Consider the following 22,885-nt stretch of genomic DNA (forward strand, 5'->3'; position numbering starts at 1 on the left):
GTTTATTTACTAATGTAGCCTATAACCTGCACTGCGCTTTATTGTGTTGATATTTTTATCTTTGGAAAATGCAAGTGTTGCGCTTATCGCTATTTTTCGCAGTATGGTTTACAATTCCTGTAAAGGCTGAATTTGCTACTACATCAATTGTTTGTTGGAGGCATCATATGACTGATATCACATTGATGACTTCGTGTGCTTCTCCCTCTTCAGTTTTACCTTCACTTACTTTGTTATCTCATAAAGTGCGTTTACTTTCTTTGGATACGTCAAGTTTGGCAAAACTGCCCGCACAAACCATTCTTTTGCTTGATGCGCGTGAGGATTTAGCTCTCGCTAAATCAATGTGTTCTTCTCTGCGTGTTGCAAATATCACGGTTCCTGTCATATTAGTTATAACTGAGGGTGGTTTTACTGTAGTAAATCCTTCGTGGAACATTTCTGATGTTGTGCTTACTAATGCTTCTCCGGCAGAAGTAGAAGGTCGTTTGCGTTTGGCTTCTTTGCAACACGGATCTTCTGATGATTTATTTGTGCATTCGCAAGGCTCTGAAATTGATGATTCTTTCAATTCAGACAATGGAACTATGCGTTCTGGAGATCTTGTTGTAGATATGCGTAGCTACACAGTGAGTTTGCATGGTCATCCTGTTGATTTAGCTTATAAAGAGTTTGAATTGCTGAAATACTTTGTGCAGCATCCGCGCAGGGTGTTTACTCGCACTCATTTGTTGCAAGAAGTATGGGGCTACGACTACTACGGTGGCACTCGTACTGTAGATGTCCATATTCGTAGGCTTCGCGCAAAACTTGGTGTTGAATATGAACATTTGATTGGCACAGTGCGTAATGTTGGCTATCGCTTCGATCCTTCGGAATCAGATGAGAATAGCGAGATTTCCGAAAGCAGCATTGAAGATGATTCTGAAAATGATGCAGATAAGCAGTCTGCGCAATAATGATTTATCAAAGTTCTAATATGCGAGAATCAAAACAAGCGAAATTAGCTCGTATTTATGCAGAGTACGATTTATTGTGCAAAGAAATACCGGAACCTAAGTGTGCATTAAATTTCAAAAATCCATTTGAGCTACTAATTGCTACTGTATTAAGCGCGCAAACTACAGATAAGCGTGTGAATATCGTGACGCCTGAACTCTTTTCTATTTTCCCCAACGCGAGTTCTTTAGCTGCTGCTCCTGTATCTCAAGTTGAGTCAATTATTTACCCTCTCGGATTTTATAGAGTAAAAGCACAGAACATTATTTCATTATCTGCATGTTTGCTTAATAATTTTTCTGGTATAGTGCCATCAAATATGGAAGCTTTAATATCGTTGCCAGGTGTTGGTCGTAAAACTGCCAATGTCGTTCTTGGCAACGCATTTGGATTACCGGGGTTTCCTGTAGATACTCACGTAATACGTGTTACAGGTCGTCTTGGTTGGCGTAAGGTTCAGAATCGTCCAAATCCTGTTGCTATTGAGCGCGAAATAACTGCTTATTTTGCTCCTAAAGAGTGGACTAATCTCTCTCATAGACTTATTTTGCATGGCAGAAAAATTTGCACTGCTCGGAATCCAAAATGTGTTTCATGCCCTTTAAATACAACATGTCCGTCGGCAATTATTTAAAGCGTGTTGTTCCCAATTCAGATATTGATATAGACTGTAGGTTATGTCAAGAACAGGCAAATATGCGTGTCACGCTTCCAGGTCATATCATACTCGTACTAGTGCAGACTGGATACCATGGGTTGTGTTTGTGGTTGTGTCTGTAATAATGAGCGGCATTTTGTGGTGTGGATGGCAAATGTACCAGGGTCATTCGCCTTTTGCTGCAATAATGCATCCAGCTAGTAACTCAGTGCTAAAAGTTGGTCTACGTATTGCTCCTGAATCTCTTGATATTAGAAACGACGACAGTGACGCTTTACAGCAAGCTTTAATTGGTAATGTTTACGAAACTCTTGTTAAACGTGGCGATGATAATAGTTTGCAACCAGGTCTCGCGAAGTCATGGGATATTTCGAAAGACGGCTTAACATATCGTTTTAATTTGCGTCAAGGTGTGCATTTCTCTAACGGTAGTGAGATGACTTCAAATTCCGTATTACAATCTTTGAAACAAGGCATCACAAATAATTATCCTGGTTATAGCGCACTTACAAATATTAAAACTGTTAATAATCCGGATGATTACACTTTAGTAATTACACTTAATAATCCAGATGCTTTACTTCTACGTCGTCTTGCTGGACGTGTTGGCATTGTCTATGACACAAAATCGATGATCGACTATGCAAGTGCTGCTCTTGGCACAGGTCCTTTCACTGTAAGTGACTACAATAAAGGCAATTCTTTAGTATTACTTCGCAACGATAAATATTGGGGAACCCCTGCTTCTTGTGCAAGTATTACTTTGCAATATTTCAATAGCGATACTGCTCTAGCTGAGGCAATGGAAAAGGGCAATATTCAAATGGCAGTTCCGCTTGAAGGTAACGAAAATAAGCGTCTTGCTGCTGTTGCTAATACGCAAATGGTAGAGGGTCAGAGCACAAGAGTGCGATTTATTGCAATAAATACAACAGTTTCGTCGATTTTCTGCGATGAGCAGGCTCGTAAAGCTGCGAGATACGCTTTGAATGCGCAAACTGTACTTGCAGCTGATGGCAATGGTGGTGTTCCAGTAGGAGGACCTATTGATCCTCTTTCAACTGGTTATGAAGATTTAAATGGATTGTATCCTTATAATCCAGGCAAAGCTGCTCCTTTGTTCCATTACTTTAGCGCAAGCTATTTAGGAACTATTAATTTTCTTGTTCCACAGGGCGAAGGTGGAGTTGGGGGCGAGCTTTCAAAACAGATTAGTTCCGTGAGCGGTTTTAAGGTCAATCTTGAAGAAGTTGATCAACAAACTATGCGTAAGCGTATTAGTGAAGGTAAGTATGATCTTGCGCTTACTACGAGCAATCGTACTTTAGATGAAGGCATGTTTGCAGAAAGTGGTTCTCCGTTCGTTTTGCAAGACGCGCGTGCTCAACAAGCTTGGACCGATGCGGTTCATTCTAAGAATGCAAACGAATATGAGGCAAATGCTCGTGCATATGCGCGCGAAGTAAGCAATAATGCTGCAGCTCACTGGTTATATGCTCGAAAGAGCATTATGGCTGTAAAGTCTAATGTAAGCGGCTATACGAAAAATATGACGGATCAGCTTCTGCCATTGCAGAGCATAGTGGTGAAATAGAAAAGCGTAAGATTTGCGTTGTCGCGCTGAGTTTCTAATATTCAGTTCATGAGTGAACAGGATAATAACGCAGTAAAACACGCACATTTAACACCATTGCCTAACAAGGTTGGTGTTGATGGTCTTGAAGACAAGTGGCGTAGCAATTGGGACGAAGCTAAGACTTACGCATTCCATAATTCTCGCGACCGTAAGGTCGTATATTCTATCGATACTCCACCTCCAACCGTTAGTGGTCACTTGCACGTAGGTCACGTATTCTCTTACACGCATACGGATGTCATTGCGCGATATAAGCGCATGCAAGGCTTTGACGTGTTCTACCCAATGGGTTGGGACGATAACGGCTTGCCAACAGAGCGCCGAGTGCAAAACTATTACGGCGTGCGCGTAGACACTTCGCTTAAATATGATCCTGATTTTAAGCCTCCTTTTGAAGGTACTGAAGGTAAGAAGATTGAGGCAAAAGATCAGGTTCCTGTAAGCCGACAGAACTTTATTGAGCTTTGCGAACGCTTAACTTCTCAGGATGAGAAGCTTTTTGAAGCTTTGTGGCGTAGGCTTGGTCTTTCTGTGGACTGGTCGCAAACTTACCACACTATTGGTGAGCAGCCTCGCCGAGTTGCACAAAAAGCGTTCTTGCGCAATCTTGCTCGCGGAGAGGCTTATCAGAAGGATGCTCCTGGCTTGTGGGATGTGACTTTCCAGACTGCAGTTGCACAAGCAGAGCTTGAATCGCGCGAATATCCTGGTTTCTACCATAAGATCGCGTTCCGTTTTGAAGATGGCACGCCAATTTATATTGAAACTACGCGCCCAGAATTGCTTGCTGCATGCACTTCTTTGATTGCAAATCCAGAAGATGAGCGTTACAAGAAGTACTTTGGTCAGGAAGTTTATTCGCCACTGTTTAAGGTGAAAGTTCCAATTTTGGCGCATTCTGCTGCCCAAATGGACAAGGGTGCAGGCATTGCAATGTGCTGCACTTTCGGTGATGTAACCGACGTTGAGTGGTGGCGTGACTTGAATCTCCCAACTCGACCAATCATTCAGCGAAACGGCCGCATTGTGATGACCACTCCTGATTGGATTACGGATGAGTCTGGCCGCGAAATGTTCGAGAAAATTGCCGGTAAAACCACGTTCTCCGCTCGCAAGGAAGTTGTTGAAGCTTTGCAAGCAGCTGGAGATATGGAAGGTGATCCAAAGCCAACAAAGCGTATGACGAACTTCTACGAAAAGGGCGATAAGCCTTTGGAAATCGTCACTTCTCGCCAGTGGTATTTAAAGAACGGCGGTACGGACGAAAAGTTGAACGCTGAGCTTATTGAGCGCGGTAAGGAACTTAACTTCCATCCAGACTTTATGCGCGTGCGCTATGAGAATTGGGTTCACGGCTTGAACGGTGACTGGCTTATTTCTCGCCAGCGCTTCTTCGGCGTGCCATTCCCATTATGGTATCCAGTAAATGAAAATGGGGAAGTTGACTACGAGCATCCTTTGACGCCTAGCGAAGATCGTTTGCCAATCGACCCAACTATTGACGTTCCAGAAGGCTTCGACGAGTCTCAGCGAGACCAGCCAAATGGCTTTACTGCTGAGCAGGATATTATGGACACTTGGGCCACATCTTCCTTAACTCCACAAATTGTGACTCGTTGGGAAGAGCCAGGTGAGGAAAATCAAGCTTTGTTTAAGGCTACTTTCCCAATGGATTTGCGTCCACAAGGCCAGGATATTATTCGTACTTGGCTGTTTAGTACGGTTGATCGCGCGCATCTTGAAAACGGCTGCTTGCCTTGGAAGCATGCTGCGCTTTCTGGCTGGATTCTAGACCCAGACCACAAGAAGATGTCTAAATCTAAGGGCAACGTTGTTGTGCCAAATAAGCCAATCGAAGAGTTTGGTGCGGATGCTGTGCGCTACTGGGCAACTTCTGCAAAACTTGGCTTGGATGCAACTTACGACGAAGGTCAAATGAAGATTGGTCGACGTTTAGCGATTAAGCTTTTGAATGCTACGAAGTTTGCGCTCGCAATTGGTCGCGAAGATGATGAGCATCAGGTTCTTGAGTCTGCTAGCGCGGATTGGGATTTTGCAGACGTTACGGAAGTTTTGGATCGCTCTGTTATGGCAAAGCTTGCATCCGTTATTCGTACTGCGACTGATGCGCTTGAATCTTACGAGCATTCTAAGGCTTTGGAAGCAATCGAAACATTCTTCTGGGAGTTCTGTGACGATTACATTGAGCTTGCAAAGAATCGTGCTTACGGTACTGCAGAATCCACTGGATGCACTCCAAGTGAAGCTGCTGTGAAGTCTGCTCGCACAACTCTTGGTCTTGCACTCGACGCTTTGGCTCGCTTGCTTGCTCCTTACTTGCCTTACGCTACTGAAGAAGTGTGGAGCTGGATGCATGACGGCGAAGGATCCGTGCATCGTGCTAGCTGGCCATGCGCTAAGGCGTATGAGGCTGCTGCAAACGGAGTTTCTGCAGACACTTTGGCTTACGCGGGTGAAGCTTTGGCTGCTTTGCGCAAGATTAAGTCTGAAGCAAAAGTTTCTATGAAGACTCCTATTTTGCAAGTAACTTTGAACGTTGCAGAAAACGCTTACAAGGCTGTTGAGGAGACTTTGGATGACGTTGCTGAAGCTGGTCGCGTTACTGGAGAAGTAAAGCTTAACGCTGTTAAGGCTGCAGTTGCTGGAGATTCTTCTGCTTCTGAATCTGAATCTGCTTCTGATTCTGCAGAATCTGATGCAGCTAACGTAAACGTTTCAGTTGCTCAAAGCGAACTCGGCGAAGCTCCTGCAAAAAAGAAGTAGTTGCAAGTAACCGAAAATAATTAATCGCAAAACAAAAGCGCTGGAAGTCAATCTTCGACTCCAGCGCTTTTTGTGTATTTAAAAACTAAGCATAATCACTTATTATAAATCCTGCTGCGATGGTCAATATCCACAACAAAAACGGTCAGTACATTATTTTCAATTGCACAAATTATTCTGTAATCCCTTACTCTATATCTCCAAAATCCCGAATAGTTGCCAGTTAGTGCCTTGCCTCTGATTCGAGGATTGTCGAGATTGCTAATTTCGCGAAGCTCCTTAACGATTTGCTTAGCAATCGTTTTGTCAATTTTCCCTAGCTGTTTTTCAGCTCTTTTAGATAAATTAATCTTCCAAATCAAGGCGCTTCACCACGTCGTCGAGTGGGGATGTTTCTAATTCTCCACGTTTGTATGCTTCAATATCTGCCATTAGACCATATTCATGTTCAAGTTCATCAATTTGAGCTTCTAGTGCTTGATTCATGTAAAATGAACGGGTGCGGTGAGTGGTTTTAGCGAGCCGATCATAACGATCTAAAACGTTAGAGGGTACTCTTAATCCTGTAATTGTTGCGACCATTTTTAATCTCCAATGTAAAACATGTAAAACATATATTACCTTACACTCAGAATAATGCAATCCAATGAGTTGTAATCGCGAAGCATCGCGCGGTAACGCTAGACTGTAAACCATGAATCCAGAAAGCTTAAGTGAATTAATTGAAAAAATTGCTAAAGATTTAGTAGCAAGTGGTAAAGCTGGCAATCTAACAGAAGATTTGATTCCTGCTGCCGAAAAACTTGCAGTTATGCGACCAAAAGATCGTGCACACGGCGATTGGGCTACGAACGTTGCTATGCAACTCGCTAAAAAAGCTGGTATGAAGCCTCGCGATTTAGCAGAACTTTTTGCTGAGCGTTTGCAAGAAGCGGAAGGTATTGCGCGCGTAGAAGTGGCAGGTCCTGGTTTTATTAACATAACGCTTGATTCTGCTTCTGCGGCGGCGGTCGTAGACGAAGTCTTAAAGCAGGGTGCGGCTTTTGGCAAGAATACGCATTTGAGCGGCAAAACTTTGAATCTTGAGTTTGTATCCGCAAACCCAACTGGTCCAATCCACATTGGTGGAACTCGCTGGGCTGCAGTTGGCGATTCTATGGCTCGAGTTTTGGAAGCGAACGGCGCAAAAGTTGTGCGCGAATACTACTTCAACGATCACGGTGAGCAAATCAACCGTTTTGCAAAGTCTTTAGTTGCTGCAGCTCATGGCGAAGAAACGCCTGCAGACGGCTACAAAGGCGCGTATATTAACGAAATTGCGGACTCTGTTATAAAAGAAGCGAATGCGGACGGCGTTGATGTTCTTTCATTGCCGCGAATTGATCTTGGAAAAGACGAGGAAGGATTGCCGCTTGGCGAAGGCGATTCCGAGCAGCGCGAAGAGTTCCGCAAGCGCGCAGTTCCAATGATGTTTGCGGAAATTCGCAAGTCGATGCACGATTTTCGTGTGAAATTCGACGTGTGGTTTCATGAAAACAGCTTGTACGAGGATGGAGAAGTTGAGCGCGCTATTGCGGAATTGCGTTCTCGTGGAGATATTTTCGAAAAAGACGGCGCAACTTGGTTTGAGTCCACTAAGCATGGTGACGATAAAGACCGTGTGATTATTAAGTCCGACGGCAATTACGCCTACTTTGCCGCAGATATTGCGTACTATCGCAACAAGCGTCACCGCGAGCAGAATCCTGCAGACGTAGCAATCTACATGCTCGGCGCGGATCATCACGGATATATTGGCCGAATGATGGCAATGTGCGCGGCTTTTGGCGACAAGCCGGGCGAAAACATGCAGATTCTTATTGGTCAGCTTGTAAACGTTATGAAAGATGGTAAGCCTGTACGTATGAGTAAGCGTGCTGGAAACGTTATTACGATCGACGATTTAGTTGATGCAATTGGTGTTGACGCTTCGCGCTACTCGCTTGCTCGCACCGACTACAACACAAGTGTTGATATTGATTTGGATTTGCTCGCTTCTCACAGCAACGATAATCCTGTGTATTACGTGCAATACGCTCACGCACGCAGCTGCAATGTGGCTCGCAATGCGGCTGACGCTGGAATTACGCAAGATGGCGCTGATTTAAGCTTGCTTAATACCGAGGCTGACGGCGAAGTGTTGGCTGCTTTGGCTCAATGGCCTGCTGCTTTGGCTCAAGCTGGCGATTTGCGCGCTCCTCACAGAGTTGCGCATTATCTTGAGGATTTGGCAGCAAGTTACCACAAGTGGTACAACCTTGAGCGTGTTGTACCAATGGAGTTAACTGACCCTGAAAATCGTTTGCCAGAAGCCGAGCGTGAAGCTCAGCGCATTGCAAAGTGCCCAGAGCCAGCTCGTGCTGCAGCTCGCTTAAAGCTTAACGCTGCTGTGCGCACAGTTATTGCAACTGGTCTTGATTTGCTTGGAGTTTCTGCTCCAGAAAAGATGTGATTTTGCTTATTTTATATAAGATTTAGAGCAAAGCTATAGAGCATTTTTGATTACATAGGACGTTGGTAGCTTGCCAGCGTCCTTTTTTATTTTTTATTAGAGACACGCACGAATTATAAGTTTCTATCGATTAAGTACATGCAATTTATTAATATACCCTCTAATATTATTTTTGCTTTAAATCCACAAAATTACAAAGTAAGAGATTTAGCTGAATAGTATGTAAATACAAATTTATCCTTATGGGAGGTGTAAGCATGAGCGTCACAACACAAAGTGTCAGCACAGATAGTGCCCCGAAAAAAAGGAACTTGACCATTATTGAATCCGCGTACGTGGCGGTCATGTTGTTTGGTATGTTCTTTGGCGCAGGAAACCTGATTTTCCCTGTGTTCCTTGGAGCTAATGCAGGAACTAATTTCGTGCCTGCAACAATTGGCTTTATTGTTACTGGCGTTGGTTTGCCATTGCTTGGTGTTACGGCTCTTGCAATGAGTCGTGCAAACGGTCTTTTTGAACTTTCTAGTAAGCCGAGCAGAAAATACGGCATGTTCTTTACTTGTGTGCTGTATTTAACAATCGGACCATTCTTTGCAATTCCTCGTTGCGCAACAACTTCGTACACTGTTGGTTTGGAGCGCGTTATTCCACAAGACGGAAACGGTCAATTGTATTTGTTCTTGTTCTCTGTGGTTTTCTTCGCGTTAGCATTCTTCTTTGCTATGAAGCCTAGCGGAATACTTACATGGGTTGGTAAAGTTCTTACGCCGATATTCCTGGTTTTCTTAGGTATTCTGGTATTTACTGCACTGTTTTCTCCTGTAAGCGGCGCTTCTGCGGATGCTGCTCCTATAGGGAAATATGTTAATGAATCATTCTTTACAGGATTCTTAGATGGCTACAATACAATGGATGCTTTAGCTAGCTTGGCTTTTGGCATTATAGTTGTTAGTACTATTCGATCCTTTGGCGTAAAAGACCCTAAAGATGTGGCAGTGAATACTGTGCGATCTGGATTCTTTAGCTGCTTGCTTATGGCGTTGATTTACGTCGCAATTGTTGTTGTCGGTGTGCGTAGCCGTGCACTGTTTAAGCCTGCTGAAAACGGTGGCGTAACTTTGGCGCAAGTTGCACGCTACCATCTTGGAAACGTTGGTTTGCTTGTTCTTGCTGCAACTGTTACTCTTGCATGCTTAAAGACGGCAGTTGGTTTAATTGTAAGCTGCTCGGAAACCTTCTCTAAGTTATTCCCTAAGGGTCCTAGCTATCGCGTTTGGTCTGTGTTGATTACGCTTGTTTCGTTTGGCCTTGCAAACTTTGGTTTGAGCACAATCATCGAATATGCAGTTCCAGTATTGATGTTCTTGTATCCACTGTCAATCGTATTGATTCTTTTGGCTTTGTGCGGTCGACTTTTTGGAAATTCCAAAGTCGTGTACGCTTGGACGCTTGGTTTTACTGGTGTTGCAGCGGTATATGATTTTTTGAATAGTTTGCCACAAGCTTTACGCAGTGCATTGCATATGAACGATATGTTGGTGGTTGTTCAAAACTGGCTACCGTTCTCAGAATTTGGCATGGCGTGGGTTTGCCCTGCTGTTGTTGGATTTGTTGTTGGTTATGTCCGCATGGTTTTATTTGAAAACAAGGACATGGAAGAGGTGGCTCGTCTAGCTGCTGGTCCAGATCTTGAAGGCAGTGTTGCTAGCGACGATTATTATTCTTCAAGCGATGCTGAGTTTAACGAGCCTGCTGACTTCGCTGTATCCGCTAAATCTACTGTTGACGAACCTAATTTTAGTGAGCAATCCTAAAGTTTTGTAGCGTCGCGTAGACGTCATAATAATCGCCATATTTTGATGCGTATTTTACGTAACAAGATATGGCGATTTTATGCGACTTGCTAATTGAGGCTTGCGACTTGCGCCTAGAAGTTGCCGCCGTTCCAACCCCAGTCAGTAGTTGCAGTGTAACGAATATAAGTGCGATCCTGTGGAATCCCAAGCTCTCGCTCTAAAGCTGCCATAATCTGCTCAGTTAACTTTTCCCAAGCAGACCCTGGCACGCTGGAACCAAACACGTTCACCTCAACGTAAGCTGCAGGCTTAGTATTGTCTCCTGCAAAATAAATCGGCATATTGTCCTCGAATGGGCACATGAGCCAATGCTCGCTTTTTCCTGGAACTGCGCTAATTGCTTTGCCATAAGCAGCTTTTAATGCGTCGCGCTGGGCAGGTGTTGTGCTTACAGAAACATGAGTATGAATAACTGGCATAATCGCTCCTTTGCTAAATTTGGTAAGCTTTATTACGTAACAATTATATGTTATTTGTTAGCAGCCGCGTGTTTAATGGATATTATGAAAAAGCTTATTGAACAGGTTGTAAAGTTTGGAATTGTTGGCATTATTGCCCTTATTATTGACGTTGCGTTACTCAATTTATTAATGCTTGCGCACTTAAATAATGTGGTTGCGGGTACGATTTCTTTCGTAATCTCACTTATCTTCAACTATATTGCCAGTATGAAATACGTCTTTAAACATCGTGAAGATATGGCAAAGTGGATGGAGCTTCTGATTTTTGTTATTTCCGCAGTTATAGGTTTGCTTATAAATGATTTGATTATTTGGGCTAGTACGTTAGGAATGGCTGAAACTTTACGCGGATCTGCAGTATACGTTTTGCGCACAAATATAGGAAAACTTGTAGCTACTGTTGTTGTTGCTGTGTGGAATTTTGTTATACGAAAGTGGCTGCTCGATGATACTAAATCTCAACAGCCTGGGTATGTTGCGCAAGAAGATACGAGTTTTGCTCACCGCTTGGGAATGTGGTCGCTTAATCATACAAAAAATCGCAAGTAATTGATTTAATCTTTTAAACAGAAAGTAGAACGCAATGCCAGCTACGACAATTCATTTTGTGCGTCATGGAGAAGTTGATAATCCAAATCACGTGTTGTATGAGCGTCTTTCTGGATTTCATCTTTCTGCTCGCGGAGTGAGAATGGCGCAAGCTACAGCAAAATATATTGCCACTGTTCCGCAAATGCGCGGAATTACTGCAATTTATTCGTCTCCTCTTGAGCGAACACGTGAAACAGCGCGTGAAATCGAAAATGCTTTGCGCAATATTGCAGATTCTGCCTATGTAAAAGCGCACTGTGACGAAGATTCTGCGCAATCTCAAGAAAGCGACATTATTTTAGATAAACGCTTAATTGAAGCTGGAAATAATTTCCGCGGGAAACGCATAGGTTACGGTGAAGGCGCACTGTGGAAAAACAACAATTGGAAGCTTGTTGCGAATTTGTGGAAGCCAAGTTGGGGAGAAAGCTACAGAAGTATTGCCACTAGAGTTGGCGATTTTGTGCGCGAGCAGGTTCGTAAGCATCCGGGTGAGCAAATCGTTGCAGTTACTCATGAGTCGCCAATCTGGTCTTATAGACACCTACTGGAAACCGGCCACGCTGAACATAATATGCTTCTTCGTCACACGGCTTTAGCTTCGATTACTTCTATTACTTACGATTGCGAGACTTTGCGTGTGCTTTCAATTACGTATGTTGATCCTGCTGGGCGAGTGAAGTAAGTAACATATAATGCGAAGGAGCATTGAAATGGTTAGTTCTGTTGATTCTGTCAAAGATTCTGAAGATATTAAAAATAATGAAAAAAGTATGCTAATGCTGAATGATGCAGCGCAATCTGCCGCAAAACTAACGGAATTATGGCCATTGACGGAAGCGCGACACTTAGATAACGACGCAAAATATGCGGAAAATCTTGAGGTGCGCTCAATGCGAGCAATAGCACGAATACTCACGAATCTTGATGTTACTGTGCCGGATGCTGAATTTGTGTATGAAGGTGCGGATGAAATTCCTGGACGTCCGCAAGAAATAGTAGACGCGCTACTTGCTGCCGCCGATGCTTACGACAATATGGATTCATGCTATGAGCCTAACTATGATGAAGCAGAAGAAGAAATACTAGAAAATAGTAATAATATAAATTCTATTTTTAGTAAGATTGCATCTCATTCTACCGAAGATTCTAATGCAATAAATGCAGCAGCCGATACGTTAAATGTTGAAGGTAATTGGAGTATTAGCGATATTGACTTTGCAATTAATTATGCGAAACAAATGGTTTCTTGTTATGAAAATAAATCATTGGAAACGCAAAAAATTATTGTAGTTTTAAGCTTATTAACAAATCTAATTAAAAAAACTAACGAGATTTGCGAAACTTTACCAATCTTCTTATATATTAACGAAATATGTGAGTGTGCTGGTTTGCCGCGAATGATGTTCAAGGATGCTCAATGGCGTGAGATTGTTGATTGTGTGCGCAATTCTAGTGATAAGTGTAATTGTGATATAAGTGCGTTGGTCAATTTTATTTCGCCGCTGCTTATTTCAGAGTGGGAAAAGCATCGTGAAGACGTGCTGTGGGATCCTGAAGTTGCGAAGAAGCTCGCAAAAGAAGAGGATGATAGAAAGTCCCGCGAGGCTCTTGCTGCGAAGTTTGCGCACGTTGAGGGTAATAAAGAATCTACGCAGGCGCTTGATTAGTTTTTAGGTTGACTTATGTTTGATGCGAATGCTGCACGTCCGTAACGCGCGGCACAATGGAACCTATGACTGATATCGAGGAAACTCAAGAAGTTGCTAATAATGCAACAAAATCCGCAAAGCCTGAACTTCCAAAGAATGTTCGCGTGCGTTTTTGCCCTTCGCCAACCGGTACACCTCACGTAGGTATGGTTCGTACCGCGCTATTTAACTGGGCGGAGGCTCGCCATACTCACGGCAAATTGCTGTTCCGTATTGAAGATACCGATAATGAGCGCGATAGTGAGGAAAGCTACCAGCAGATTATTGAGGCTCTTCGTTGGCTCAATATTGATTGGGACGAGGGCATTGATGTTGGCGGAGATAACGGACCGTATCGCCAGTCCCAGCGCATGGAAATTTATAAAGACGTAGCACAAAAGCTTTTTGAAGCAGGATACGCTTATGAATCCTTCTCTACTCCTGAAGAAATTAAGGAGCGTAATATTGCTGCTGGCCGTCCTGCTGAATTTGGTTACGATGGCTACGATCGTAATCTTACGGAAGAACAGAAGCAAGCTTTCCGCGACGAAGGTCGCAAACCTGCACTTCGCTTGAAGATGCCAAATGAAGACATTACTTTTAACGATTTAATTCGTGGTGAAATTACTTTTAAAGCCGGATCTGTTCCAGATTATGTGATTGTGCGTCCGAATGGCGATCCACTTTATACGCTTACGAACCCTGTTGATGATGCGTTAATGGATGTGAATGTGGTTTTGCGCGGTGAGGATATTTTGAGCTCCACACCTCGTCAGATTGTGCTGTACCGTTACCTTATGGAAATGGGTATTGCTAAGGAAACTCCACTTTACGGCCATATGCCTTACGTTATGGGCGAAGGTAAGAAGAAGCTTTCTAAGCGAGATCCAGAGTCCAACTTGTTCTTGCATAGGGATAACGGCTTTATTCCAGAAGGCTTGCTGAATTACTTGGCTTTGCTTGGATGGTCTATTGCGCCTGATCGTGACGTGTTCACTATGGACGAGATGGTTGAAAAGTTCGATGTGCGCGACGTTAAGGCAAATCCTGCACACTTTGACTTGGATAAAGCAATTTCGATTAACGCTGAGCATATTCGTATGCTCGATCCGCAAGATTTCTTGAACCGTTCTGTGCCTTACTTGCATAAGGATGGCGTAGTTAGTGCGGATAATTGGGATGCGTTAACTGACCGCGAGCGTGAAGTACTCACCGCTGCTGCGCCTCTTGTACAGCCTCGCGTGCGTTTGCTTGGCGAGGTCGCTGGAATGGTTGGCAGCCTGTTAAGTGAAGATGGCTACATTGCTCCAGATGACGACGCTCGTAAGCAGTTGAAGGAATCTGCAGGAGAGGTTCTTGACGCTGCGCTCGCTGCCTTGAAGGACGTTGATGCTGCTGATTGGCATACTGATTCCTTGCACGAGCTTTTGAACAAGAAGCTTGTTGAGGAAGCTGGCTACAAGCCGCGCTTGGCATTTGGCCCTGTGCGAGTTGCACTTTCTGGTCGTCGCGTTTCGCCTCCACTGTTTGAGTCCATGGAAATCGTGGGCAAAGACGTGACTTTGGCGCGTTTGGCTGGTTTACGCGAGCATTTGTAAATTACAAATAATTTATAAGCGCAAATAAAATTTGAATAAGGCGGGAGTGTGGCACTATTGCTGCATTTCCGCCTTTTTATTTGTTTTATGCTTAATATATTTTCGACACGCCGCGGTTGCAAGTATTTGCTTTATGTTGTAAAGTCGCTATTTGTTGCGTCAAGAGGCGTAGCTGATAAATGAAAGCCCCCGTCGTCTAGCGGTCTAGGACTACGCCCTCTCACGGCGCCAACACCGGTTCAAATCCGGTCGGGGGTACGAAGACGGAACGGTTCCAAGAGCCGCGAAGCTTGTCAATTGGGGTATGGTGTAATTGGCAACACAGGTGATTCTGGTTCATCCATTCTTGGTTCGAGTCCAGGTACCCCAGCGAATAGCTCTCGTAGAACGAGGGCTTTTTTGTTATCTATCTGTATTACTGCGATTTGTCTCAGCGCGCGACCTTTTCTTTACACGGCTGTAAAGTTTCTGCCGCTTGTTGGCGTGAAAGCGGCAGTTTCTTTACATACATGCTCAGTTTTTGCCGTTTACTCCCGTTTACCACGCTTGCCGCACGCTTCTTATGTAGCCTTAAAATCAAAAACCCCGGTGCGTGACCGGGGTTAGAGAAAGAAGAGAAGAAGAGAGGTTTAAGTTATTAAAGTCAAATTCAACTACTTGCTTGTAGTTTATTTCCCTTTGATGTATATATAATAACCACCTTATGCTGAGTGCAGTAATGCGATTACCTGTGAATTGTCTGTGAATTTGTAACTATTTTACTGAAATTGCACGTTTTTATCGCTTTTAGGTTATTTATTATCAGTATTTGCTTAATTTAGTATTTTTGAATGTAAATAATTTATGTAAACTTGCGCACAAAATTGAGTGAGTCGCGGCATATCTGCCGTATGCTTAAAGTATGACTGATTCTGCACAATCTGAAGCTCATGCATCTGCGGCACTTCCTTTATCTATTTCGGCTCGTTTAGGACGTTTGCAGTTCCATCTTTCTGGTAAATTCCGGGTGCTTCAGTGTGCAGATGTTCAAGATGGGTTACGTATTTCACAAGATACTATTCGACTTATTGCTTCTGCTTGCGATGCTGTGCGACCAGATCTTGTAGTTTTTACTGGAAACCAGATTGCAGGTTATGAAAGAGTATTTGCAAAAACTTTTCAGCGTAGACTCTGGCAGGAATCTTCCAATATTTCAGCTTCTGATAAGAAGCAATTGGTTGATAAGGTGCACGAATTTGTTGCTAAGTTAATGAAGCCACTAGAAGATCGCAGTATTCCGTGGGTTGTTACTTATGGGAATCATGATTTCCAGTGCGGTCTGAGTAATGAAGAGCTTGATAAGATATATCAAGATTTTCCATGTTGCATGAATCGCAGTGCTTCTAATGTATCTTCTGCAAGTGCTATGCAATCGACAAAATGTGTGTTGCCAAAGCAGATTATTTTTACATGTGAGCCTGGTACTTTTGCCTTGCCTGTTATGGATGAAAAGCATGAAAAGGTTGTTTTTTCAATAGTTTTAGTTGATTCTGGAGATTATGCTAAATCCGGCGGATATGGTAGCCCTTCTAAAAAAACTATCGAGTTTATTTCTGGTCTTTCTTCTTATTTGCCTGAGCATATTTGTGTTTTTCAGCATTTTCCATTGCCGCAATATTATCGTGTTCTTCGTGAAGTTCCGCAAGAACTTGCTGCGCGCGAACATGCTATTGAAGGGTATCGTACTTTTGCTGGTCGCTATTATGCTCTTGACGAAAAACATGTTCTGCCCGATGGGTATTTAGGTGAAGGAATCAGCTGCCCTGACGCCGATAGTGGTGAATACGCTGCTTTGCTTGATGCAGGAGCTTTTGCGCTAATTGCCGGTCACGATCACCGCAATTCTTTCGCAGCTAAAGATCCCGAGAGTAATATGCTATTTGTTGCCACTCCTACATGTGGTTTTGGATCTTACGGTCCTGAACCTGCTAAAAGAGGCGTGCGCTTGCTTGAATTTGATATTCGTCACCCGTTTGAACCGCGTACGCAAATGCTTGAATTTGGGAATCTTGTTGGCAAACCTTCTTCCAAAAAAGCCTATACTTATGCTCTTACAGCTGAGTCTGAGCATGAATTGCCAGAAGTGGATTTATTACGTAAACCATCATTACTTACTAGATTGATTCGTCGATGGCGTCAACGATCTACGCGCTAATTTAATCAGTTTTAATAGATTGCATGAGCGCGTTGGCAAATATGCCGGTATTATAGTGAATAGTGTTTTAGCGCGAACGAAAGAGGTAAATGTGTCCGCACACAATACGGCTGAACAGAACAACAATAGTGGCATTGACGCTGCAGATGTGTTGCATGTAGAAGGTGGTAAGCCGCTTAATGGCACTATTAAAGTGCGTGGCGCAAAAAACTTTGTTAGCAAGGCTATGGTTGCAGCTTTGTTGGCACCTGGCAAGTCTGTTCTAAAAAACGTTCCTGAAATTCGCGATGTTCATGTAGTTTCTGATTTGTTGCGTTTGCATGGTGTTGACGTTGAAGTTAATGGACCTGAAGGCATTGTGACAATTGATGCCACAAAAGTGCAGCTCGCAGATGTAGCTGACGTCGACACTCTTTCTGGTTCGTCTCGTATTCCAATTCTTTTCTCTGGTCCTCTTCTTCATCGTCTTGGAGAAGCGTTTATTCCTGCGCTTGGAGGATGCAATATTGGTGGCCGTCCAATTGATTTTCATCTTGAGACGTTGCGTAAACTTGGTGCAAATGTAGATAAAGATCACGAGGATGGTATTCATATTACTGCACCTAATGGCTTACATGGCACTAAAATTCATTTGCCTTATCCTTCTGTCGGCGCAACCGAACAGACTTTGCTTGCAGCGGTTCTTGCAGAAGGTCGTACAGAGCTTTCCGGAGCTGCAATTGAGCCAGAAATTATGGATTTGGTAGCCGTTTTGCAAAAGATGGGTGCGATTATTTCTGTAGATGTTGACCGTACTTTCCGTATTGAGGGAGTAAAAGAGCTTCAAGGATACACTCATACGTCATTAACTGATCGCATCGAAGCAGCTTCTTGGGCTTCTGCTGCTCTTGCAACACACGGAGATGTGTTTATTAAGGGCGCAACTCAGCCAGAAATGATGACTTTCTTAAATGTGTTCCGTAAAGTTGGCGGACAATTTGATGTTACAGATAAAGGAATTCGTTTCTGGCATCCGGGTGGGGATTTGCATCCGGTTGCTATTGAAACCGATGTACATCCTGGTTTTATGACTGATTGGCAGCAGCCTCTTGTCGTTGCGCTTACTCAAGCGAAGGGCTTGAGTATTGTGCATGAAACTGTTTATGAAAATCGTTTTGGTTTCACGAAGCCACTTGTGCAAATGGGAGCTATGATTCAGCTTTATCGTGAATGCTTAGGTTCGCTTCCTTGCAGATTCCAGCAGCGCAATTACAAGCATTCTGCAGTGATTTTCGGACCTACTCCGTTGACAGGTCAAGATATTGATGTACCTGATTTGCGCGGAGGCTTTAGCCATTTGATTGCAGCTCTTACTGCTCAAGGTCCGTCGAATGTGCGTGGAATTTCGCTAATTGATCGAGGATATGCAGATTTTAGAGGCAAACTTTTAGCATTGGGTGCTAATATCGACTGATATATTCCTCTACTTCTTCTACAAAACGTGAGTTTTGTAGGTTTATAAGCTTTTATCCACAATGCTAGAAAAAGCTTTTTTACGCATAAATTTATCGGTACAGTAGTCGCAACTGTAATTCAATTACTCAAAAAATTAACTGAAATATTTGATGAGTAGTTGGAGTTTTCAATATTGCGGAGGCGTAACGATGGTTTGTGTAGGCGGACGCTATCAGCTGCTTGGTGAGCTGGGGCGTGGTGGCACTTCAACAGTGTTTCTTGCTGTTGACACCGTTTTACACAAGCAATGGGCTGTTAAAGAAACGCTTCTGTACGGAAACGAAGAGTATCAACAGCATATTATTCAATCCTTACGCGCTGAAGCGAATGTTTTAAAGGAATGCGATCATCCAGCTATTCCGCGAATTGTTGATTTTTTTGAAGAAAATGGTAGAGCTTATGCTGTTCGCGATTATGTAAAGGGACGTTCTTTAAAATCTATTGTAGAAGAATCTGGATTGCAAAATGTTGAAACTGTTCTTGATTTAGGTATGCAACTTTGCTCAATACTTTCTTATTTACATTCGCATTATCCGCCAATTATATACGGTGATCTTAAGCCTTCTCAGGTTATGATTTCAGAAGATGGCACAGTCCGTTTGATTGATTTTGGTGCTGCAACGCAATTATATGCAAACGGGGGAGTGCTTGATTTGCGCACAATAGACCAGTGCGACGCGCGATTTGCTACTAATATTTTTACCGCTCCTGAAATTTTGAACGAAAACTCTGCAGCAACTACTTCAAGCGATGTGTATTCGATTGGAATGACATTGCGTTACGCATTATTACCAACTGAAGTGCCTAAAACAAACGTGCAATCTGCTGTACTATTGCCTCATGAGAATCGTGAAGTAGTAGAACAATTAGTGTCTGTGCTCGCAATAGCTACAGCTACTAAACCATCTCATAGATATAAAGATTGCGACGAAATGTTTTCTGCACTGGAAGCGTGTGAGCATACAGAAAAGCATTCGCAACAATGCGACACTTCTACGAATGTATTGCGACGCAAACAATGCAAAAATAGTTCTAAGCCTAGAAAAAAGCGCTATGCAATTACGGCATTAATTGTTGTAGTGCTAGTTTTTATAGTAATTTTATTCAACTGCTTAGGTTTATTTGTTGGGAATGCTTTTGTAAATCGAAATAAGCAATCTTTTGATGGTGAGCCAAGTAGTAAAAGAATTGAGGAAATACGCAAAAATAATAAAAGCTACGATTTTTACATGCAATTAGCTGAGCGCGAAAGCAATTCGGATATTGCGTGTCGCTATATTTCTCATGCAATGCAAGTGCAAAATAGTATGATCAAGAAGAAATATATAAGCAAAATATCATTTAAACCTCTCCAAATTTTATTGCAAATTCAACTTGCAGATCAGCAATGGAGTGCCAACGAAGAGCAATGTTTTGTTGGTTTGATTAATAAATACGAGCAAAACTTGCGTCCTGTAAATAAAGATTGGTTGCCTATTTCTATAGAAATAGGCAAAGCGTATTGGTACTATTTTGCAGGATTTTCTGGAAAAGTTTCACAAACAGAACGATTATCTCGTATGCGAGTAGCAAAAGTATGGTTCCAAGAGGCTCAAAAATATGAAAAAGATGCGAATAAAGCGTCTTCGCAAGCTGTAGAAACTAATTCTGATGGCATATCGCATACTGCTTCAAATCAAAAAATGTTAAGCGCGTACATCGCTATTTCTGACGCTTATGCGCAACTTGTTGATGTTTCTAAAGATTGTGCAAGCGTAGAAACGTATAAAAATTATGTGAATCAATTACAGCAGCTAATGCAAATTGTTGAGAAAGATCACGGAGACGTTTTATTTGTGGATACTGGAGAACTAGTTTTGCAATCAATTCATTCGTGGTTGCCGATGTTCCTAGAAAGCGGAGCCAGTAAACAAGAGATTCAGCAAATGTGCGACAAGGCAGAATATCTTCTTAAACAAGCGCATGCGTCAAATGATGAGGCTGTAAGTAGAAAGAAAAACGCAATCGATAGCGTCAAAAAAGTTCAAGACGAAATTAATCTAGCTTTTTTGCAAAAGAAATAAAAGGAATAATAAAAAGGAGGGAATAAATGTGTAAACAAAGAATTTTGGGGGATATGTGGTTTTTCAAGCGATTTAAATGCGGCTGCGCTCGCATTGGCGTTTATATTGGGATTATTGTATTTATTGGTGCTGCTATAGTTGTTGCATTATTGCCACTTAATTCTATTGCGTATGCAAAAAGCAGCTATAACGCAGCCAAAGGATTGCATATAGCAAATGTTTCTGTTATGACAAAACAGAAAACTGTTCGCACTCAAGGCGAGTACATGTTTACTAAACGTGCTGCTTCGCTACTTATAACTTTTGATGGATTGGACGCTTCGGAAATTAGGAACGCGCATAAAGCTACTGTTAGCGTTGGAAGATATCAAATAGTGAGTGCCAAAGTTGATTTAGCTAAGATTGAGGCGGTGTCGTCGCTAGTTAATATTCGTTATAAGATCCGACCTCGAGTATTAGGAATAGTAAGAGTTGAATTGCAAAAAGAAGGAATATACGATTTGCAAGATATCTCTATAAGACTTGCTGCTGTAACAATGCATCCTAAACGCATATGGGGAGGAGTTGACTCTAATTCTCATGTTTCAAAGCAAACTAACTATATTTCTAATGAAAGTAAACTTTCTGGCAACAAATTGCGCTCTCGTAAGCCAATATTAAGTATTCCTGATTCAGTTTTGAATGCTTCAGATTTAACAAAAGATAATTCTTATAGCAAGCGTCCAAGATATATTGTTATTGACAAAACTGCTCCTCGCTTGAGTGTTAGTTATGACAACAACGCATCGTATGAAGGCAAATATTTTCGTAATAATCGAGCTTCAAGAATATTAATACAGGATGATTCGTTCGTTTTCTCGTATTTGCTTCACGATTCTTATCCTATTGCGAAAGTTTTTGCTGATGGTAAGCAGGTTATGGTACTTACAGCTAAAAGCTTTAAAAACGATGGTGTGCATACAAACGTGTGGTATGCTGATGTTTCTTTTTCGGGGGATGCTTCTTGGGATGTTCGCTATTGTGTTGAAGATTTATCAGGTAATGTGAGTTCTTCTATCAGTAATAAATTCATTATTGATACGCTTGTGCCAACTGTTTCTATTACTGGAGTGCAACAAGGCGGAGCATATTCTCATGCTGTAGTTCCAACATTAGTTATAAAAGATCGTTGGCTAAAACCTGCAAGCGTAACGTATTCGCTGAGAAGAATGCGATATGCTAAGGAATTGCGTTCTTTTGTGTCTAGAAAAGCTGATTCGCAAAGCGTAAGTGTGCTATACGCAGGTTTTTATAATGGAATTCAAGACGATGACGTGTATCAGCTTCAGTGGAGTGCTAAAGATTTAGTAGATCATGTTATTTCTGGTAAGTTGCAATTTTCTATAAATAGAAGCGGTTCCTCATTTAGTATAGATAGTTCCACTAAAGCAATGAATCGTAAACAATTGCAAAATGCTAAAGATATTCATATTGAAGAACTCAATCCTAGCGGACTGGCAAGTCCTGCAAAAATTAGTGTTATGCAAGACGGTGTAGAGAAGATTTTGTCAAAACAGGATTTTTCTGTAAACAGTCGCACAGATCGTGGCTGGCAACGATTGACTTACACTATTTTTAAACGGAATTTTGCAGATAATGCCCATTATCGTGTGCGCATTATGTCAGTAGACAAGGCAGGAAATCATTCTTGTAGCGAAAATGCAGTTAGCAAAAAGGAAGGAATGTTGCAATTTGCACCAGCTTCCGTGCAATTTACAGTAGATAATCTTGCTCCAATCACAACGGTGTTTGATATGCAAAATAATTCTACTTATCGTACTAATAAAGAAGGAAAAACTTTACGTATTAGTGCAAAAGATAACATAGCATTGCAATATGTAACAATCGATGTTGATGGTAAAACAAATCGTATTTGGAGCGGTAAAGATGTGAATAAATCAGTTTTATCTACAAAACTAAAACCAGACGGTTTTACTCACGACGTATTAGTAAAAGCTGCAGATTATGCGGGAAATATAACAACTTTGCAATATAAAAATGTAAAAATTGTTTCTATTGCAAATAAGCTTGTAAAAAAATCTGAAGCAGATAAAAAATCTAAAAATAGCGAGAGTAAAGATGCTGATAGTTCTGATGATGGTTTAGATGATGATTCCGACAATAGCTCCGATAACGATGATTGGATAGCTCGTTCGCAAGTGAAAAAATCGGAAAAATCTTTTGAAAATGCTGATTCCTTTAAGCGAAAATCGGTAAATTATATAGAAATTGTGGCTTATATTGGCACTGGAATTATAGCAATTCTTTGTGCTGCATTAGGAATTAGCATTATTTTTAAAAAGAAAATTAGCAATCAGTAAACTATTCTA

At 42.1% G+C, this 22,885-nt stretch carries 17 protein-coding genes and 2 tRNA genes; 16 read left to right on the plus strand and 3 right to left on the minus strand.

What is annotated here, in order from left to right:
* Positions 1 to 167: 167 nt before the first annotated feature.
* The 4 genes from HXT44_RS00750 (at position 168) to valS (ending at position 6,077) form a co-directional block, all read left to right on the plus strand.
* Positions 168 to 959: a response regulator transcription factor gene (locus tag HXT44_RS00750; RefSeq protein ID WP_033888627.1), complete on the plus strand. Its 792-nt coding sequence runs from the start codon at positions 168 to 170 to the stop codon at positions 957 to 959.
* Entirely contained in the window at positions 959 to 1,633 is a 675-nt protein-coding gene (nth, locus tag HXT44_RS00755; protein ID WP_004109815.1) for an endonuclease III, read from the plus strand. Before HXT44_RS00750 ends, nth begins: the two co-directional genes overlap by 1 nt.
* A 130-nt stretch (positions 1,634 to 1,763) precedes the next feature.
* The gene (locus tag HXT44_RS00760; RefSeq protein WP_421783235.1) at positions 1,764 to 3,251 is read left to right on the plus strand and encodes an ABC transporter substrate-binding protein; all 1,488 of its coding nucleotides are present in this window, start codon (positions 1,764 to 1,766) and stop codon (positions 3,249 to 3,251) included.
* Between the two features lie 48 nt (positions 3,252 to 3,299).
* On the plus strand, positions 3,300 to 6,077 hold the full coding sequence (gene valS / locus HXT44_RS00765) for a valine--tRNA ligase (protein ID WP_421782949.1): 2,778 nt from the start codon (positions 3,300 to 3,302) through the stop codon (positions 6,075 to 6,077).
* 95 nt (positions 6,078 to 6,172) lie between these two features.
* Here the strand turns inward: valS and HXT44_RS00770 are convergent, their stop codons facing one another.
* Both HXT44_RS00770 and relB read right to left on the minus strand, forming a co-directional pair.
* Complete coding sequence (locus HXT44_RS00770) at positions 6,173 to 6,439, minus strand: type II toxin-antitoxin system RelE family toxin (RefSeq protein ID WP_012913788.1); 267 nt, start codon at positions 6,437 to 6,439, stop codon at positions 6,173 to 6,175.
* The gene (relB, locus tag HXT44_RS00775) at positions 6,423 to 6,659 is read right to left on the minus strand and encodes a type II toxin-antitoxin system RelB family antitoxin (RefSeq protein ID WP_102703327.1); all 237 of its coding nucleotides are present in this window, start codon (positions 6,657 to 6,659) and stop codon (positions 6,423 to 6,425) included. The genes HXT44_RS00770 and relB overlap by 17 nt, the downstream gene beginning before the upstream one ends.
* A 112-nt stretch (positions 6,660 to 6,771) precedes the next feature.
* Between relB and argS the strand changes: the two genes are divergently transcribed.
* Positions 6,772 to 8,568 (plus strand): arginine--tRNA ligase, encoded by a 1,797-nt coding sequence (argS, locus tag HXT44_RS00780; protein ID WP_116440328.1) that lies wholly within the window; start codon positions 6,772 to 6,774, stop codon positions 8,566 to 8,568.
* Between the two features lie 257 nt (positions 8,569 to 8,825).
* Positions 8,826 to 10,382 carry a branched-chain amino acid transport system II carrier protein gene (gene brnQ, locus HXT44_RS00785; protein ID WP_100066718.1) on the plus strand — a complete coding sequence of 519 codons (1,557 nt, stop codon included), beginning with the start codon at positions 8,826 to 8,828 and terminating at the stop codon, positions 10,380 to 10,382.
* A gap of 113 nt (positions 10,383 to 10,495) precedes the next feature.
* Here brnQ and HXT44_RS00790 read toward each other — a convergent pair whose 3' ends face one another.
* Positions 10,496 to 10,843: a phenylpyruvate tautomerase MIF-related protein gene (locus HXT44_RS00790; protein WP_004574134.1), complete on the minus strand. Its 348-nt coding sequence runs from the start codon at positions 10,841 to 10,843 to the stop codon at positions 10,496 to 10,498.
* 84 nt (positions 10,844 to 10,927) lie between these two features.
* Here HXT44_RS00790 and HXT44_RS00795 point away from each other — a divergent pair, with 84 nt between their 5' ends.
* From HXT44_RS00795 to HXT44_RS00840, 10 genes are all read left to right on the plus strand, one after another.
* The gene (locus HXT44_RS00795) at positions 10,928 to 11,434 is read left to right on the plus strand and encodes a GtrA family protein (RefSeq protein WP_032835361.1); all 507 of its coding nucleotides are present in this window, start codon (positions 10,928 to 10,930) and stop codon (positions 11,432 to 11,434) included.
* Positions 11,435 to 11,468: 34 nt separating this feature from the next.
* Positions 11,469 to 12,161 (plus strand): histidine phosphatase family protein, encoded by a 693-nt coding sequence (locus tag HXT44_RS00800; RefSeq protein WP_004109791.1) that lies wholly within the window; start codon positions 11,469 to 11,471, stop codon positions 12,159 to 12,161.
* Positions 12,162 to 12,189: 28 nt separating this feature from the next.
* Entirely contained in the window at positions 12,190 to 13,146 is a 957-nt protein-coding gene (locus tag HXT44_RS00805) for a hypothetical protein (RefSeq protein ID WP_285089569.1), read from the plus strand.
* Between the two features lie 56 nt (positions 13,147 to 13,202).
* Complete coding sequence (gene gltX, locus HXT44_RS00810) at positions 13,203 to 14,765, plus strand: glutamate--tRNA ligase (RefSeq protein ID WP_100066719.1); 1,563 nt, start codon at positions 13,203 to 13,205, stop codon at positions 14,763 to 14,765.
* A gap of 185 nt (positions 14,766 to 14,950) precedes the next feature.
* A tRNA-Glu gene (locus HXT44_RS00815) sits at positions 14,951 to 15,023 on the plus strand.
* Positions 15,024 to 15,063: 40 nt separating this feature from the next.
* Positions 15,064 to 15,135: transfer RNA gene (locus tag HXT44_RS00820), tRNA-Gln, on the plus strand.
* Positions 15,136 to 15,666: 531 nt separating this feature from the next.
* Positions 15,667 to 16,959, plus strand: a complete 1,293-nt coding sequence (locus tag HXT44_RS00825) for a metallophosphoesterase (RefSeq protein ID WP_004109786.1) — start codon at positions 15,667 to 15,669, stop codon at positions 16,957 to 16,959.
* Between the two features lie 91 nt (positions 16,960 to 17,050).
* Positions 17,051 to 18,412: a UDP-N-acetylglucosamine 1-carboxyvinyltransferase gene (gene murA, locus HXT44_RS00830; protein ID WP_004109784.1), complete on the plus strand. Its 1,362-nt coding sequence runs from the start codon at positions 17,051 to 17,053 to the stop codon at positions 18,410 to 18,412.
* A gap of 190 nt (positions 18,413 to 18,602) precedes the next feature.
* Complete coding sequence (locus tag HXT44_RS00835) at positions 18,603 to 20,516, plus strand: serine/threonine protein kinase (protein ID WP_421782952.1); 1,914 nt, start codon at positions 18,603 to 18,605, stop codon at positions 20,514 to 20,516.
* Between the two features lie 26 nt (positions 20,517 to 20,542).
* A complete protein-coding gene (locus HXT44_RS00840) occupies positions 20,543 to 22,876 on the plus strand; it encodes a hypothetical protein (RefSeq protein WP_421782954.1) in 2,334 nt (777 codons plus the stop codon).
* The last annotated feature ends 9 nt before the right edge of the window (positions 22,877 to 22,885 follow it).

Source organism: Gardnerella sp. DNF01198P, assembly GCF_049244165.1.
Taxonomy (GTDB): domain Bacteria; phylum Actinomycetota; class Actinomycetes; order Actinomycetales; family Bifidobacteriaceae; genus Bifidobacterium; species Bifidobacterium swidsinskii.

What these genes read in the sequence shown, in the direction of transcription:
- HXT44_RS00750 (WP_033888627.1), top strand. Translation starts at nt 168, where the DNA reads ATGACTGATATCACATTGATGACTTCGTGTGCTTCTCCCTCTTCAGTT.
- nth (WP_004109815.1), top strand. Translation starts at nt 959, where the DNA reads ATGATTTATCAAAGTTCTAATATGCGAGAATCAAAACAAGCGAAATTA.
- valS (WP_421782949.1), top strand. Translation starts at nt 3,300, where the DNA reads ATGAGTGAACAGGATAATAACGCAGTAAAACACGCACATTTAACACCA.
- relB (WP_102703327.1), bottom strand. Translation starts at nt 6,659, where the DNA reads ATGGTCGCAACAATTACAGGATTAAGAGTACCCTCTAACGTTTTAGAT.
- argS (WP_116440328.1), top strand. Translation starts at nt 6,772, where the DNA reads ATGAATCCAGAAAGCTTAAGTGAATTAATTGAAAAAATTGCTAAAGAT.
- brnQ (WP_100066718.1), top strand. Translation starts at nt 8,826, where the DNA reads ATGAGCGTCACAACACAAAGTGTCAGCACAGATAGTGCCCCGAAAAAA.
- HXT44_RS00790 (WP_004574134.1), bottom strand. Translation starts at nt 10,843, where the DNA reads ATGCCAGTTATTCATACTCATGTTTCTGTAAGCACAACACCTGCCCAG.
- HXT44_RS00795 (WP_032835361.1), top strand. Translation starts at nt 10,928, where the DNA reads ATGAAAAAGCTTATTGAACAGGTTGTAAAGTTTGGAATTGTTGGCATT.
- HXT44_RS00800 (WP_004109791.1), top strand. Translation starts at nt 11,469, where the DNA reads ATGCCAGCTACGACAATTCATTTTGTGCGTCATGGAGAAGTTGATAAT.
- HXT44_RS00805 (WP_285089569.1), top strand. Translation starts at nt 12,190, where the DNA reads ATGGTTAGTTCTGTTGATTCTGTCAAAGATTCTGAAGATATTAAAAAT.
- gltX (WP_100066719.1), top strand. Translation starts at nt 13,203, where the DNA reads ATGGAACCTATGACTGATATCGAGGAAACTCAAGAAGTTGCTAATAAT.
- HXT44_RS00825 (WP_004109786.1), top strand. Translation starts at nt 15,667, where the DNA reads ATGACTGATTCTGCACAATCTGAAGCTCATGCATCTGCGGCACTTCCT.
- HXT44_RS00835 (WP_421782952.1), top strand. Translation starts at nt 18,603, where the DNA reads ATGGTTTGTGTAGGCGGACGCTATCAGCTGCTTGGTGAGCTGGGGCGT.
- HXT44_RS00840 (WP_421782954.1), top strand. Translation starts at nt 20,543, where the DNA reads ATGTGTAAACAAAGAATTTTGGGGGATATGTGGTTTTTCAAGCGATTT.